Origin of the sequence: Desulfonatronovibrio magnus, assembly GCF_000934755.1 — a bacterium.
Taxonomy (GTDB): domain Bacteria; phylum Desulfobacterota; class Desulfovibrionia; order Desulfovibrionales; family Desulfonatronovibrionaceae; genus Desulfonatronovibrio; species Desulfonatronovibrio magnus.
Window position 1 is genome coordinate 56,801 of record NZ_JYNP01000005.1, and the last position, 15,120, is coordinate 71,920.

At 45.3% G+C, this 15,120-nt stretch carries 16 protein-coding genes; 5 read left to right on the forward strand and 11 right to left on the reverse strand.

The genetic code is table 11. The features are described from left to right. Positions 1-59: 59 nt before the first annotated feature. A complete protein-coding gene (locus LZ23_RS00305) occupies positions 60-2,558 on the reverse strand; it encodes a Na/Pi symporter (protein ID WP_045210569.1) in 2,499 nt (832 codons plus the stop codon). A 1,020-nt stretch (positions 2,559-3,578) separates the two neighbouring features. Here LZ23_RS00305 and LZ23_RS25245 point away from each other — a divergent pair. The 4 genes from LZ23_RS25245 (at position 3,579) to LZ23_RS00325 (ending at position 4,851) form a co-directional block, all read left to right on the forward strand. Then, positions 3,579-3,710 (forward strand): hypothetical protein, encoded by a 132-nt coding sequence (locus LZ23_RS25245; RefSeq protein WP_269745147.1) that lies wholly within the window; start codon positions 3,579-3,581, stop codon positions 3,708-3,710. Between the two features lie 162 nt (positions 3,711-3,872). After that, the gene (locus tag LZ23_RS00315; protein ID WP_045210572.1) at positions 3,873-4,115 is read left to right on the forward strand and encodes a hypothetical protein; all 243 of its coding nucleotides are present in this window, start codon (positions 3,873-3,875) and stop codon (positions 4,113-4,115) included. Between the two features lie 2 nt (positions 4,116-4,117). Beyond that, positions 4,118-4,441, forward strand: coding sequence for a nucleotidyltransferase domain-containing protein (locus LZ23_RS00320; RefSeq protein ID WP_045210573.1), 324 nt, complete (start codon positions 4,118-4,120; stop codon positions 4,439-4,441). Next, positions 4,438-4,851, forward strand: a complete 414-nt coding sequence (locus LZ23_RS00325) for a HEPN domain-containing protein (protein ID WP_045210575.1) — start codon at positions 4,438-4,440, stop codon at positions 4,849-4,851. Before LZ23_RS00320 ends, LZ23_RS00325 begins: the two co-directional genes overlap by 4 nt. A gap of 214 nt (positions 4,852-5,065) precedes the next feature. On the opposite strand, the gene LZ23_RS00330 is transcribed toward LZ23_RS00325, so the two are convergent. Continuing rightward, on the reverse strand, positions 5,066-5,293 hold the full coding sequence (locus LZ23_RS00330; RefSeq protein ID WP_492207390.1) for a DUF4143 domain-containing protein: 228 nt from the start codon (positions 5,291-5,293) through the stop codon (positions 5,066-5,068). Next, positions 5,245-5,571, reverse strand: coding sequence for a hypothetical protein (locus LZ23_RS00335; protein ID WP_045210579.1), 327 nt, complete (start codon positions 5,569-5,571; stop codon positions 5,245-5,247). The genes LZ23_RS00330 and LZ23_RS00335 overlap by 49 nt, the downstream gene beginning before the upstream one ends. Between LZ23_RS00335 and LZ23_RS00340 the strand changes: the two genes are divergently transcribed. Next, positions 5,570-5,764 (forward strand): hypothetical protein, encoded by a 195-nt coding sequence (locus LZ23_RS00340; RefSeq protein WP_045210581.1) that lies wholly within the window; start codon positions 5,570-5,572, stop codon positions 5,762-5,764. The genes LZ23_RS00335 and LZ23_RS00340 overlap by 2 nt on opposite strands. 166 nt (positions 5,765-5,930) lie before the next feature. Here LZ23_RS00340 and LZ23_RS25250 read toward each other — a convergent pair whose 3' ends face one another. The 8 genes from LZ23_RS25250 to LZ23_RS00380 form a co-directional block, all read right to left on the reverse strand. Then, on the reverse strand, positions 5,931-6,152 hold the full coding sequence (locus LZ23_RS25250; protein WP_157493055.1) for an ATP-binding protein: 222 nt from the start codon (positions 6,150-6,152) through the stop codon (positions 5,931-5,933). A 307-nt stretch (positions 6,153-6,459) separates the two neighbouring features. Beyond that, the gene (locus LZ23_RS00350) at positions 6,460-7,650 is read right to left on the reverse strand and encodes a PhoH family protein (RefSeq protein WP_045210584.1); all 1,191 of its coding nucleotides are present in this window, start codon (positions 7,648-7,650) and stop codon (positions 6,460-6,462) included. A gap of 52 nt (positions 7,651-7,702) precedes the next feature. Beyond that, a complete protein-coding gene (gene phnE / locus LZ23_RS00355) occupies positions 7,703-8,503 on the reverse strand; it encodes a phosphonate ABC transporter, permease protein PhnE (protein ID WP_045210586.1) in 801 nt (266 codons plus the stop codon). After that, positions 8,500-9,267 carry a phosphonate ABC transporter ATP-binding protein gene (phnC, locus tag LZ23_RS00360; RefSeq protein ID WP_045210588.1) on the reverse strand — a complete coding sequence of 256 codons (768 nt, stop codon included), beginning with the start codon at positions 9,265-9,267 and terminating at the stop codon, positions 8,500-8,502. Before phnC ends, phnE begins: the two co-directional genes overlap by 4 nt. Positions 9,268-9,561: 294 nt before the next feature. Further along, the gene (gene phnD / locus LZ23_RS00365) at positions 9,562-10,452 is read right to left on the reverse strand and encodes a phosphate/phosphite/phosphonate ABC transporter substrate-binding protein (RefSeq protein WP_052506986.1); all 891 of its coding nucleotides are present in this window, start codon (positions 10,450-10,452) and stop codon (positions 9,562-9,564) included. A gap of 1,459 nt (positions 10,453-11,911) precedes the next feature. Next, positions 11,912-12,316 (reverse strand): TraR/DksA family transcriptional regulator, encoded by a 405-nt coding sequence (locus tag LZ23_RS00370; protein WP_052506987.1) that lies wholly within the window; start codon positions 12,314-12,316, stop codon positions 11,912-11,914. 61 nt (positions 12,317-12,377) lie between these two features. Then, positions 12,378-14,078 carry an ABC transporter permease subunit gene (locus LZ23_RS00375; protein WP_052506988.1) on the reverse strand — a complete coding sequence of 567 codons (1,701 nt, stop codon included), beginning with the start codon at positions 14,076-14,078 and terminating at the stop codon, positions 12,378-12,380. Further along, positions 14,069-15,097 carry an ABC transporter ATP-binding protein gene (locus tag LZ23_RS00380; protein ID WP_045210589.1) on the reverse strand — a complete coding sequence of 343 codons (1,029 nt, stop codon included), beginning with the start codon at positions 15,095-15,097 and terminating at the stop codon, positions 14,069-14,071. The genes LZ23_RS00375 and LZ23_RS00380 overlap by 10 nt, the downstream gene beginning before the upstream one ends. Between the last annotated feature and the right edge of the window lie 23 nt (positions 15,098-15,120).

Sequence of the window (15,120 nt, forward strand, 5' to 3'; positions counted from 1 at the left end):
TGGACAGAAATCAGGCTATAAATAACTGATATGTCAATATGAACCCGTCCCCTTGATCTTCATTCCATTTCAACAACTTTGATCCGGGATTCGGTCCAACTGTGAAGCAGCCAGACAACACGCTGATAAACATTAGTCATGTGCAGAAAGGTTGACCTGGAATGTGCTGAGATGTTTTCGCTTCCGCTCAGGTAAGATTTTCTCATGCCAGCCACAAGTCCGCTTCTGTCACCAGTCATATTCAACAGCATGCGCAGATCCTGTGGGTCAGCTTTTTCAGCACTCTCTGCTGCAACAGCCAAAATGGTGTGCAGGCCTTCAATCATTGAATGCTGGACCTTGGCCAGTTCAGGGTTTTGGAGATCCTGGCCAAGCAATAATGTCAGTTCATAAAGCTGAGTTTCCAGATTTTCCTGAATTTTATGCTGGTTCTGGATTATTATGAGTAGTTCAGCATCACTTTTTCTCATGTCCTGTCCGAAAAGCTCAGTAAAAATTTCATTTATCCCGGAGTTCAGCTCCTGGGCAGCCTGGTGTAACTCTTCTAATCTGCCAAGGACCTGAGTATCGGCTTCCTCTGTTCTTAAATGCTGCAGATACGAGGGCAGCCTGGAAACTATGCGTTCAGACTCTCTCGCTGTCAGCTGCAGGGCTGTGTCTGGATCCTGGAGAGCGTTTTCCTGGACAAACTTCAGCCTGGCCAGGGTTTCCACTCTGCTGGGCGGGGAAAATTGTTCGGCCATGCGTTTTAGAGGGGTGGTCAGGCTCAGCATGATCAGTCCGGGCATGGCCTTGACAAAGAGAAAGCCCCAGGCAGCCTTTTCTTCGATGGTATTTCCAAAAAACTGAAAAACCATGTCAATTGTATTATTGCCCCACACAGTACCAGCCTGAAGCAGCATAACCAGACCTATACTGCTGATGAAATCCGCCATGGATTTGACCAGGGCCACCTGTCTGGACATGCCGGATATATTGCTGGACAAGATTATCCCGGAAATTCCCGAACCTGCAGCAGCACCGAAAAAGGTGAGCAGAACCTGGCTCAGGTCCAGAATCCCGGCATGAGCCATGGGAATAGCCAGCAGGGCCACAGTGGAAGATGACTGGGTAAGAGTCCTTAGAACTGCGCCAAGCAGGAAAAGAAGGATGGGCAGCTCAGTTCCCATGGTCATCAGGTTCTGGACCCACAGCGTCTGGGCCAGATCAGCAGCTGTGGACTTGATCATGTCAAAACCGAATAAAAGCAGACCCAGCCCGAACATGGACAAAAGGATCTGCTGATGCTTTCCTTTTTTGTCAAAAGCATACAGCAGTCCTGAAATGGACAAAAAGTATAAAATGGCCAGGTTAAGATTCCAGGTAGCCAGAAAGACTAACAAGGTTGTGCCGATTTCAGCCCAGGACAGGATATACAGTGCGCTTTTCATCTTCATGATGTTGCCGGCAACCATGCCTGTCAGTACAAAGGCAGCAGAAGAGCTGCTCTGGGCCACAGCCCCGGAAAGAAAACCCCAGAGTGCTCCCACGCCCAGGTTGTCGGACCAGCGGGAAAAAAGCTTTTTGATTCTTCTGTTGGCTACCTTTTTGAGGCTGGATGAAATAAAGCGGACCCCGACCAGAAAGAGAGCAATTCCTGCAAATATCTGACCTGAAAGGACCAGGCCCCGGCTGCTTATGAGTTGTGTTTGTTGAATATGGGCAGTTAAGGCCTCAATTTCTTTTGGTATAAGGGGGCTGACTGGAGTCAGGGAAGTACCGGACAGTACCCTTTCCTGTACTTCCTGGGAAAGGAAAAAAGAGATGAATTTTGCAGCTTCTACGGATGGCTGATTATGAAGAATAATTCTGCCATAGTAAAAAAGGGGATATTCGCATTCAGAAGATACTGCTGTCCCAGGCATGCAGCCGTCAATGGACAGTATGGAGGTTTCACCATTGGCAGGCAGACCACCCACAGCGCTGAGGGCTCCGGGTATGGATGCAACCTGTTCCAAAGCCCTGGGGTTGGTTGAAACCCTGACACTGCGTACCGGATCTTCGGTTCCCTGAAGCCAGTCCCGCATGACCCGCGTAATTCCGGAGAAATCACTTCTCAGAACTACTATTATGGGCAGATCAGGCCCGCCAAACTCCTTCCAGTTATGATATTGGCCATTGTAGATGCCCTTAATCTGCTGCGTGCTCAAATTTCTGATCATGGACTGGTTGGATAGAAATGTCACAGGCAGTCGGACAAAGTTGATTTCCAGCAGGGGGTATGTCTGGTAATCCGGAACAATGGGCAGGTCTGAAACAGCGAGATGAGCCGCCCCTGAAGCTACCTGAGCCTGTCCGATGACGGATCCGGTCTCATGAAAGCTGAAGCGCACACCAGGACTAATGACCTCATACATTCCTGCTGCCTCGCGTACTGCAGGCATAAGTACAGTTGATCCGGAAACTGTTATTCTGTTGTCCCTGGAGGCCCATAAATCAGAAATGCTGCCTGTAAAAAAAATAAGGATAAAAACCACGCAGAGCAGCAAGCCTGCAGGGAATTTTCTGAAAATGTTCATGTATGACAAAGTAACCTGATATAAATTGGTGTTTCAGGGAAAAAGTCTTTGTTATCAGCTTACTCATTCTTTGTTACAATGATATGACTTTTGACTGCGGGAGCATTACGCGTTTCTGACAACCAGATAGGGGACAGTCCCGAAGCCAGGGACAGTCCCCGTGCCAATGCACGATAAACCGCTTTTAACCCCAAAAGAGCTGTGACAAACACATCAATTTTTTCAGTTGTCAGAAACGCTAATGCTCCCTTTGACTGCTATCTATCTATGGTTAACCAAAATAACTACAGAGCCAGGAGGAGACTTGACAGTATTCCATCTTGGTGTAACAAGAGTTAATACAATAGTGTCAAATGCGGACTGTGCCCACAACCCAATTTACTAGGATCGTTAAGTTGGGGCGATAACCGTAGTTTTAGACTGAAGGCTGAAGAATAAGGTTCCTGGGCATTATTGCTTTTTCAAGGTTAAAAAATTTGTAACTGTTCAGCACCTTTACTATAAGACTATTAAAATACCCTGGATTCCGGCTTTCGCCGGAATGACGGAAAAGGGCAACTGTCTGATTTAACCGTCACCCCGGATCCCGGATCAAGGTCCGGGACAGGCTTTGATCCGGGGTCCATATCTTCAAATTTGATTTAGCTGAACAGTTACAAAAACTTTCTTGTTATTTTCTGCAGGATTGAAACGGTAAGTTACTAGGCTTTTTCCGCAACCCTGCGCGGAAAAAGAGGCCCCTTCGGGACAAAAGAGACTGCCCACGGAATACACTGAATTTCACGGAATATGAGTTGCTTCGCAACACTTGAAAAACACTTCCGTGCCCTTCCGTATGTTCCGTGGGCAAAAACTCCTGGCTTTCTTTGAAAATGAAACAACATGTTGGTTTGAAATTTCCAATAAGCGCCTAAAAAAAAGGGGTTAGAGGATATGAGAAGCACGCTCACCATCAGCATTCCAGAAGATGTGCGGCAAGAGCCCGACAGGAGGTCGCTTGAGGAGGGCGTTTCTCGGAGCATGATTGTACAACAATCGCTGCGTGACTACCTGTTCCTGAGACGCTTCAGGGATCTGCGAGGCAGAATGGTTCAGAAATCGGCCGAACAAGGTGTATTCACTGACAAAGACGTATTCGAGAAGGTCTCTTGAAGCTTTTCATCGACACCAATGTCCTTATTGCCGCTTTCATAGCTCGCGGCACTTGTCATGAACTGTTTGAGCACTGCGCTCTCAGACACACAATACTCATCTCAGTGACTTACTCCTGAAACCCTGTTATAAAATACAAGAAACTTAGACAGGATTTACAGGATGAACAGGATCAATTCTTGGCGTGCCGGAAGCCCACCAGGAAATGACCAATCGCCTTGCGGCGATACCAGACAGACTTTTTCACTGCGTAAGCAGTTGATTCTCTGCCCGCAGGCTTCCGGCATGTGGGCAGAAAAAATAAATCCTGAAAATCCTGTTAATCCTGTCAAAAACTCTCTTAAGAACTTAGACAGGATTATCAGGGCAAGCCAGGCTCACACCAGGAAAGGCTGGAGGAAATGAGAATGGACCTGAATCAAAATGAAGTAAAGGCGTTAACCAGACTGAAAACTTTTCTGCAGGATCAAGAGAATTTTGTCGATTTCCGGGTTTATGGCTCCAAGGCCAGGGGATCATCCACGCCTGAATCTGACATTGATGTCCTGATCATTGTCAGGGAATTTGACAGTAATTTGCAATCGTTGATTGATGATATGATATTTGAGTTGAATCTGGAATATGATTGCCTTATCTCAGCAGTTATTTTCAATCAAGATGAACTTGTGTCCGGACCAATGTCTGAGTCACCCCTGTACAGGAATGCCATGCAGGAAGGCGTAAGCGTGTGAGCAGTCCAGAGGAAAAAAGAAAAGAGCTTGCCAGTTATCGCATAAAGCAGGCGGAAGAAAGTCTGGATGAGGCCCGGTATCTTCTTTCAGGAGGAAAAAGTCCTCGTTCAATCATGAACAGGATTTACTATGCCATGTTTTACAGCGTACTGGCGTTGCTTATTTACGAGCCTTACTCTTCCTCAAAGCATAGCGGCGTATTGAGCTACTTTAATAAAAACTTCATCAGAAATGAGGTTTTTGACAAAGAGATGGGACGTACTTTGAATAAGGCCTTTGAGCTGCGGCAAAGAGAAGACTACAGGGAATACTCGCATCTGACTGCTTTGGAGGCGACTGATTTTATTGAAAAAGCAGAGGCATTTGTCAAAAAAGTAAGTGATTATCTGAAGCAGATGGATAAAATATAATGATGCAAACTCTGCCTGCCAAGCGCTTCGCATATTAGTGACTGTCAAATAGCTTTTTTTTATAGGGTTGCGGGCGTAGCCCGCTTTGGAATATTCAAGACTGCATTCTTTGCGTCCCGATCAAACCGAAGTGGATTGGAAACACTTGCTTCATTGGAATTGGGGATTAAAAAATGAAATGTCATCTATGCGGTGAGCGCATGGAAAGTGTTCATTACATGACTTCCCAGACCCTTGTCCAAGGCAGCACATGGGCATCTGAACGTTTCTGAGAGCTTTCACCCCCATAGACAATATAGCTTTGCACACGTCTTTCTTGTCCACTTTCCTGTAAACGACGGGTAAACCATTTGAGGTTTTTAAAAAAATCCTGATTCACAGTGCTTCCTGACTTTATTTCCACTGCTGCGAGCCTTTCTCCCTGCTCCAGGAGGAGATCGATTTCCGGACCCCTGGCCTCTCTGTAGTGAAAAAGATTAGGCTGAGTTCCTCTTGAACTCCATCAATGATAACATCATGGGAATATTGTGCAAGAAATCCGCGTGGGTCGTTGCGGGCAAAGTCCATGATATCAAGTGATTCCAGAGAGAGGTAGCTACGATTGGGCCAGGCCATCCTGCACAGGGTGGTTTTGCCTGACTGACGGGGTTCTGTAATTAAAACCACAGGATAATATCCGGCAAGTTCTTTCAGTTTTCTTTCCAGCGTGCGTTTTATCATGCCAGATGAATGGCAGTTTATTCATAAATTGTCAATTGGATTGACAGATTATGAACAAGTTGAGCATTTTGCTATCTGGACAGTCAAAAGTGCTCCCCGTCATGCCGGACTTGAACCGGCATCCAGTCATTTATCCTACTATGAAATGATACTGGATTCCGGCTTTCGCCGGAATGACGAACAGGTAGAATAACAGTAAATGAATACAAACGGTTAAAAGAACTTTTGACTCTCAAGTTATGGTAGAATGAGAATGGAAAGGAGCAGCCTCAATCCATAAAAGAACAGTTGCAGGATATCAAAAAATCACCACGTAACCAGAAATTTACAATGTAGAACCCAAGCTGTCCGTTCTTCTTTTAATCTTCTGGAACAGGTTGGGCTGGTAGATATCCTATGTCATCAATGATCAATGCATGATACCTGGAAAGCTTCTTCAGTTGTTTGGCCAGACTAAGCTCCCGCTTGGCAACCAGCAGATCCTGAACCAGGAGGCTGCAGGGGGTGATGAGCTTGAAGTCAGGTGAGTTTGCTAGTTTAAGGCTTGCCACTGCAGTCCTGTAACAAAGAATAGGGAGCATTGCGCGTTTCTGACAACCAATTGATGTTTACCAAACTAAAAAGACTAGCGCTTAATGAAACCAGATCTGTCAGGGATGTAATTGGGCAAAACCTGTCATTGCGAGGGAGCCTAAGCGACCGAAGCAATCTGTATGCTAAAACCATAATACTCTGAATTTGTTGCCATTTTAGTTGTAGCCACTTTTAAGAAATTGTGGAGTCAATATATGTAATGCATGCTGTTTTAGTCAGATTTCCAGTCTAAAATATGGACTATGGCTATTCAGCAGCACTGGATAAGGGTGTCCAGTCCGCACGCCAAAGTAATTACAGCCTTGACTTGATAACCATATCTGTAATCGGCCCTCTTGATTTATCTCCTTTGAGAACCAGGTGGGCGTAATTGTTCAGTCCCTTCATTTTTTTTACTATCCAGTTCAGTCCATTATTGGACTCATTGAGGTGGGGATTGTCCACCTGCCTGGTGTCTCCAAGGCAGACACACTTGACCCCTTCTCCCATCCGCGAAAGCAGAGATCTGATCTCATACCTTGAGAGGTTCTGAGTTTCATCAATAATTACAAACGAGTTTTCAATGGTCATGCCCCGAACAAAAGTCAGAGGCAGAATCTCTATTTTTTTAGGGTTGAGTTTCAGTGTTGATTCATCAGCATCAAGAAATATTTTCCCGGCTTTTCTTATTTCATGCAGCTTTTGCAGAAGATTGAGGATGTATCTTATATAGGGTGCGATTTTTTCCGAAATATCACCAGGCAGATAACCAAGCTTTGGTCCGATTTCATGAGTTGGTTTAACTATATGGATTTTGGAATATTCTTTTTTACTTAAAACCAGTTCAAGAGCTGAGGCCAGAGCAAGAAATGTTTTGCCGTATCCTGCCTCGCTCTGGATTGTCACCAGGTCAATGCCCGGGTTCTGCATGAGTTCCAGAGCGAGATTCTGATAAATAGATCTTGGAGTGACCTTCCAGATATCAAGGGTGTAGTTAATCACCTTTTTACCATTAGGTCCATGAAAAACAGGCTTGCCGTTTTCCCAGGTGAAGGAGTTGGGTATGGGGTCATCATTTTCTTCCCTGAACCCTGTATAAAGTTGTGATTCAGACTCAAATGGTCTGGAGTGTTTGAACTCCTCGCTGTGTATATTTAAAAGTCCGGCCTGCAGCCTCAGGAGCTTGTCGTTGGTAACCAGGATGGGGTTATGTATTTCAGGATTGGAGCTAATTTCTGAGAGAATGTAGTTGTCTGCGATGTCGGTATAGGCTGTGCTAAGCTCTTCATTGCGAATAATACGGATATGGTCCTTATTTTTTTCCAGAGTTTCAACAACTTTGCTGACTATATGGGCCAGTCTGGGCTCTGTTTTTAGCTTGTTGAGTTCCATTAGGACGTGGTAGGGGATAAAGACATTGTTTTCAGAACCATTTCTCAGGATATCCATGCTTTGAGGGTTTTCAATGAGAACATTGGTATCCAGGATATAGTTTTTTTGACTCATAACGCTCCTTAAATGGCTGAAATGATGATGTGATTTTTTCCGAACTACATGGTTATATTACCTTTAACCTGATTCTTGAGGCTACCTGTTCTACAAAGATGACCACCACAAGAATGACAATAATGATGGCCAGGGCTTCATCATAGCGAAAGAGGTTCATGGCTGAAGTAAGTTCAATCCCAATGCCTCCTGCTCCTACAAGCCCCAGAACCACGGCGCTTCTCACAGCTTTCTCCAGTCCGAACAGGCTTGTAGCCACAAAAGAAGGAAAGCACTCAGGGACCATGGCTCCAAAAACCACACTTGTTTTGCTGGCACCAATAGCTGTCAGTGCAGTTCCAGGTCCAGGGTCAACCTCTTCAATTCTTTCTGAAAAGAACCTGGCGCAAAATCCAATGGTGTCGGCGATTATGGCCAGAATCCCAGCTAAAGGTCCAAGACCAACTGCTACCACAAAAATCAAGGCCCAGATCAGGTCAGGAATGGTTCTAAGGGTGGCTACCACGATTCTTGAAATACTCATGATCAGCATATTGGGAGCCGTATTTCGTGAGCAAAGAAGAGCCATGGGAAAAGAAAGAATTATGCCGAAGGTTACACCCACAACAGCCATGCCAAAGGTTTCCAGCATGGATTGAGCAATAAATTCAATCCTGGAGAAATTTGGAGGGAAGGCCTCAGCAAGGAATTGACCAAGATTAAAGGTTCCGCGGATTAGTCTGTCGAAAGTGATATTGGAACCGGACATGCCATGGATAAAAAAAGCAATAAAAACAATCAGGACAATCCATGAAAAAATTGACGGGTTTGTAAATCTACTGGGCATTTGTGATTTTGAATTGTTGTTATTCATGAATATTCTTCAGAATCCTCAGGTTCTTCACCTTCGTAAAGAGTTTCCAGAATTTGTTTTTCAAGTTTACTGGGAGAAGAGTCAAAAGCTACCAAGCCCTGCTTGATTCCGATAATTCTTTCAGCGTATTCCAGAGCAAGGTCCAGTTGGTGCAGTACGCACACAACGGTCATTTTTCTTTCCTCCACCACGTCCCAGAGCAGTTCCATGACTTGACGGCCGGCCTTGGGGTCAAGGCTGGCCACAGGTTCATCAGCGAAGACTACTGCAGGATTCTGCATGAGCATTCTGGCAATGGCCAGTCGCTGCTGCTGTCCACCTGAAAGTGTATCTGTCCTGCGATTCATAAGATGTACAAGTCCGACTCTATTTAAGCAGTGGCAGGCTTGATCCCTGGTTTCAGAGCTTGCTGTCAGGTTTAGGCTTCCTAAAAGTCCCTTATGACCCATGATTCCAAAAAGTACATTCTGAAATACTGAAACATTTCCTACCAGGTTGAAGTGCTGGAATACACTGCCCACCTTCAGCCTGATACGCCTCAAAGTCCTGCCTCTGGATTTTGTGATGTCCTTATCGTCGAATAAAATGCTGCCCTTAGTGGCGGATTCAAGGCCCAGCATCATTTTAAGAAGAGTTGACTTCCCACAGCCATTGGAACCGAGTATGACCACTCCTTCACCTGGCTTTATGGTAAAAGAGATATCTTTCAAGGCAACCGTTCCATCAGGATATGTTTTGCCTGCCTCTTTAACAGTGATATTCATATTTTTATGGTATTGGGGTTTGTGTGCTTGATGGTTTTGCACAGTTATTGTTATGTCTTTAAAGTCTCTATCACCATAGAGACACTTTATTTATGCTGGAAGGGGACTGGCTCTTTTGCCGCCGAATAGTCCGGCTTTTTTTAGGGTTTAAGGCTGGCAAAAGAGCCTGTCCCCGGTGCCCGAGGTCATAATTAACCCAAAGTCTCGCTGTAGTGCTATTGTATCGTAGGATTTTGTATGAGCATTAAAAAACCTGAGCACATCGACTGGCTCAGGGTTTTTGGGACACGACATTTAGTTGGTTATGCCCAGAGCAGAGTATGCATCACGGACAACATTGTAGTCTTCATCACTTACTTCTACCATGGTAGCACCGATGTACTTATCCCTTTCTCCAGGAGCAAGAATTGCTTCAAGCAGTGTGTCTGCATTACTCATCATAGCATCTTTGAGTCCGGCAACACATTCTTTACTGATATGCGGTCCAGCCAGAATGACATCATCAGGCATGGGGTCGCTTTGAGCAATGATTTTGAAACCTCCCCCAGCTCTATTGATAAAAGGTTCCCAGTCTCTGACACCTGTGCCCACAGCGTGTACGTCACCTGCAATAAGGGCTTCAAATCTGGCACCATCAATATTGAGGATTGTTACATCCCGATCCAGGTTAAATCCTTCCTGAATGAGCATATAGCTGGGTATGATATGTCCAGTGGTGGAACCGACATCTTTCATTGCAACCCTTTTGCCCCTTAAGTCCTGCAGACTGTTTATTCCACTGTTTTCAGGAGCAATAAAGATTGAGGCGTAACTGGGTCTGGAAATACTGATGATGGGCTTGTTGCCAGGAATTCTTGATTCAATGGCAACGTACTCAGAAGGTCCGGCCATGACAATGTCCACCTGCTCAAACCTGAGAGCATTAACAGCGGCAGTTCTGTGACCTACCGGAAAAAACTGGACTTCTACCTTAAGGACTTTTTCCATGGTATCAATAAATTGACCAAAAGCCCGGCGCAGTTCTTCAAGACCTTCAATTCCAGTATCCGCAAATCTCAATGTTGCCGGACATACGCCTGAAACATCGGCCTTGCTTTTTACAGGGGTGAACAAAACAGCAACCAGCACCATCACCATCACAATCAATAAAAGGTTGGTAAATAAAGATTTCTGACTTCCAATCATCTGAATCCTCCAAGTTAAAGGTTGTTATGTTAGTTTTCATCCGGAAACGGCTCTTTTTCCTTTTGGCGGCGTCAATCTGCACAATTATTCGTCAACGTATTAAGATACGCCTCCTCATAATTGATTGATTTCCTTGCCAAAATAAAAAATTTCTCGTTTCCGGAAAGAAAACCAGCAGCTTCAACATTCGGAAAGAAAGACTTTCCGGATGGAAACTATGTTAACTGTCTTAAGTCCAAAGTTGTAAGGCCAAGGTCCGATGTTTAAGGTCAAATGCGAGCTGTGCCCACAACCCAATTTACTTGGAGCGTTAAGTTGGGGTGATAACCGTACTTTTCAGACTGAAGGCTGAAGAATAAGGTTTTTGGGCATTATTGCTCTTGCAAGGTAAAAAAACTTTCTTGTTTTTTTCTACAGGATTGAAACGATAAGTTACTAAAGTCCTGAGTCCAATATTTATGTTAAAAGCGTTTCACCGGGGGGCCGGGACCGAACGTGTGGGTAACTGTCTTTAAAGTGGAGCCTGCATCCTGCAGGCTATTTAATTCCAGGCGGCTGGAAGCCGCCTCCACCTTGAAGAACAATCCCATATTTGAAAATTGGGACAGTCCCCGCGAGGTACTATAAAAAAGATTGATGCTGCGTTGGTTCCTGGGAGAAATTTGCTTTGATGAAAAAATCTACACAGCGAGGGACAGTCCCCCTCCGGGCTGTAAGCCTCCGGGCAGGAAGCTGTGCCAGGCTCAAAGTTCCCATCTTTGACGTAACTTTTCTGGCAAATGTGCATCAATCAAAGCAAAAATCGTAAAAATGAAAACCCTAAATGTCTGATTTTACAGCTAATTTGGTTTTAGTTGCTTAGAAGCTCTTCACCTGGGCGGACCAGGACCGAACCTGTGAGTAACTTTACGAGTCTGTCACTTTTCTGGAAATTGGGACAGTCCCCGCGAGGTACTATAAAAAAGATTGATACTGCATTGGTTCCTGGAAGAAATTGGCTTTAATGACAAAATTTACACAGCGAGGGACAGTCCCCCTCCGGGCTGTAAGCCTCCGGGCAGGAAGCTGTGCCAGGTGCAAAGTTCCCATCTTTGACGGAACTTTTCAGGCAAATGTGCATGAATCATAAGCAGAAATCGTAAAAATGTGAAAACTGTAACCAACTGATTTTATTAGAAAAACGATTCTAGTTACTTGTAAGCTCCTCACCCGGGCGGACCGGGACCGAACCTATGAGTAACTTGAAATAGCCTCAACGCGTTAGAGATTGCCGCGCTCGAAGACTCGCTCGCAATGACACCTGAGTTGTCAGGGATGTGGTAGCTGAAAACCTGTCATTGCGAGCGAGCCTAAGCGACCGAAGCAATCTGTATCGTAAAACCGTAATGCTCTGAATTTATTGCTAATTTGGTTTTAGTTATTTGTAAGTAAAGCCTGCCTCTGATCACTTATGATCAATTTACGCATAGTTTCTGTTAAAATCATTGTATTGCCCATTATACTGTCCGGTATTCCCAGCTCTTTGCTCTAAGCTTTCCTGGCACTGGGCGCAGAGCTTTGCTGTAGGATGGACAAGAAGTCTGCGGGGATTTATGTCATCTCCACAAGCAGCGCAGATACCGTATTCGCCGTTTTCCAGGAGTTTGAGGGCCTGTTTGATTTCTGTAATCAGTTTTCCGCCGCGACCAGCCTGAGCCAGGAGCAGGCTTTTTTCAGATTCAATGCTTGCCTGATCGTTTTCATCAGGGCAGATATCAGTGGATAACTCCCCGAGCTTTTGACCGATCATTTCCAGGTTTGTGGTTGTTTCAATTAAAAGGTCTTCAAGCATAATCCTGTAATTATAAATCTGGTTCCACGTCATGATGTTCCTCCTGTGTGGTTAAAAACCAATTTTGAAAAGGTATCCAGTTCGCATACTTTTATTAACGAATCAGGGATATATTTTTATAACCAAAAAAGTTCAGGACCAGCCTGGCCAGAAGCAGCGAGACAACCACCACGCCCATAATACAGACAGAAAATGCTGCAGCCTGGTTTACAGCGCCCCGGTCTTCCAGAAGCAGTACTGAGACAGCTGCCACCTGTGAGGTCGGGGTAATGAGAAAAATAACAGCGCTAAGGGTTACCATGCTGCGCATGAAGAAAAATACTGCCACTCCCACCAGTGTCGGCCACATGAGGGGCAGGGTTACTTTGCGCATGGTCCTGATGAATGTTCCGCCCAGGGTGGCTGAAGCTTCATCGTAAGTACTGCTGATTTGTTTCATACTTGTTGAGGCGATTAAAAAGCCCTGGGCGTGATAGTAATAGACATTGCAGATGGCTATGAGCAGTAAGGAACCGTAAATTGCGTAAACAGGATTGGCAGGATTGTTAAAGGCCAGTATATAGCCCAGACCCAAAACCATTCCAGGTACTGCTGCCGGAACAATGCACAGAAAATAAAGGGGTGAATCCAGAAAGGTTTTGAATCTTTCGGTTACATAAGCGGCCAGTCCTGTTGCTACCACACCTATGGCAGCGGCCATGAGTCCGATATAGATGCTGTTCCACAAAGGTTGAATCCCGTTTTGCACATCAAAGGCATAATGACGCAGTGAAAAGTCCATTCTATAGGGCCAGAGATGAGTGAAGCTGGCAAAGATGACTATGCCCACCACGGTTAGAATGCATAGGCAGACAAGTAAGGAGTATGCTGTAAAAAATATATCGCGGCCTAAATGGGTTTGGATAACCATTGGTTTGGCGTGTTCCGACAGCTGGGTCTGATTATTTTTGTTGAAAAACTTTTCTACGGCAACGGCTACTGCCACTGGAGCCAGAAGGACCATGCCGATTACAGTGCCTAATTCAAAGTTGGCCTGTCCAATGACCTGGTTATAGACTTCAGTAGCCAGCACACTGTAGTCACCGCCAATGACCATGGGATTTCCAAAATCAGTTATAACCAGGGTAAAAACCACAAACGTGGAAGCCATGAGTGCAAACCTGGTGGATGGCAGGGTCACGGTCATAAAGGTCTTCAATGGCCCGGCCCCGAGTATTCGGGATGATTCATACAGGCGATTGTCTGCCATGGCCAGGGAAGCGGAAAAAATCAGGAAAGCATAGGGAAACACATAAAGCACACTGGAAATGACAATTCCCCAGTATCCATAAATAGAGAATTCAGTGCCCAGAGTGCGATTGATGAAACCATTGCGGCCAAGCAGGAGCAGCAGGCCCTGAGCCTGGACCAGAGAAGGGGCAAATAATGGTATGAGGGCAATGAGCCGGAACAGATTTTTAAATGGCAGGTGAGTTCTTTGAATGGCAAAGGCAAAAATAAAGGCCAGAATAATGGTAATGGCCGTGGTCATCAGAGTCACTTCAAAGCTGTTGTATACCAGGCCGAGAAATCTTTGACTGCCAAGGACTGAAGTATAATTGCCAAGCCCAATACCCTCAGGGGTCTGAAAGCTTCTACTCATAATATGTACCAGAGGGTAAAGTACAAATATGATAAGAGGCAGGGCCACCAGGGCCGCAACAATGAGTTTAAGAATTAATTCTCTGTCTAAGTTTGCAAAATTTTGTGGCAGTGCCCTGTTAATGCCATGTTTTATGGCTGAACTTAGTGCCATTCTAAAACTCTTACTGTATCTGGAGAAATATTAATGTATCTGACTGACCCTGTTTCCAGTGTCTGACCAGGTCCCTGGATTTCTGAGGTTACCTTGATGGGCGGTCCACCATTGTTGGTGACATTTAGGGTGACTCTAGTTAAATGGCCGAGTCTGGAAATACGCTCAACTGTACCTTTTAAGGCATGCCTTTCCCGGTTATGATCTGAAAGCCTTACAGCTTCCGGCCTGAAGCCGAGGATTTTCGGACTTTGGCCCGGGGAGTAACCATTGGATGAATACTCAATGCCCATATCAGCCGGCACAATATTCATTCTGCCTATGAACTGGGCCACAAATGGATTTGCAGGCTTAAGATACAGGTCCATTGGAGAACCCATCTGCATGAGTTTACCGTCTTTCATGACCATGATCTGATCCGCCATGGTCAGGGCTTCTTCCTGATCATGAGTAACCATGATGGTTGTGATTTTGAGTCTTTGCTGCAGGGATCTGATCTCATCACGCAGCTCTTCCCGGACTCTTGCATCCAGAGCGGACAGAGGTTCATCTAACAGAAGAACAGAGGGCCTTGGAGCTAAGGCTCTGGCCAGGGCCACACGCTGCTGCTGTCCACCAGATAGCTGGTGAGGAAATTTTTGGGCCTGATCTTCAAGGTGAACCATATTTAGCATTTTCTGAACGCGAAGGGCTATATCGGATTTGTTCCATTTGCGGCATTCAAGCCCATAAGCCACATTGGCAGCAATGGTCATGTTGGGGAAAAGCGAATAGGACTGGAAAACCATACCGAAATTTCGGTTGCGGGCCGGAACTGTAGACATGTTGAATCCGTCCAGTTTTATGGAGCCTGAGTCTGGCAGTTCCAGACCGGAAATGATTCGGAGCAGGGTGGTCTTGCCACAGCCCGAAGGCCCCAGAAAACAGACCAGGGATCCTTTTTCCATGCTCATGGAAACATTATCTAAGGCCTTGATCCGACCGAAGGATTTATTGATATTGTGTATTTCTAATGTCATTTTTTTTAAGTTTTAAGTGTTAA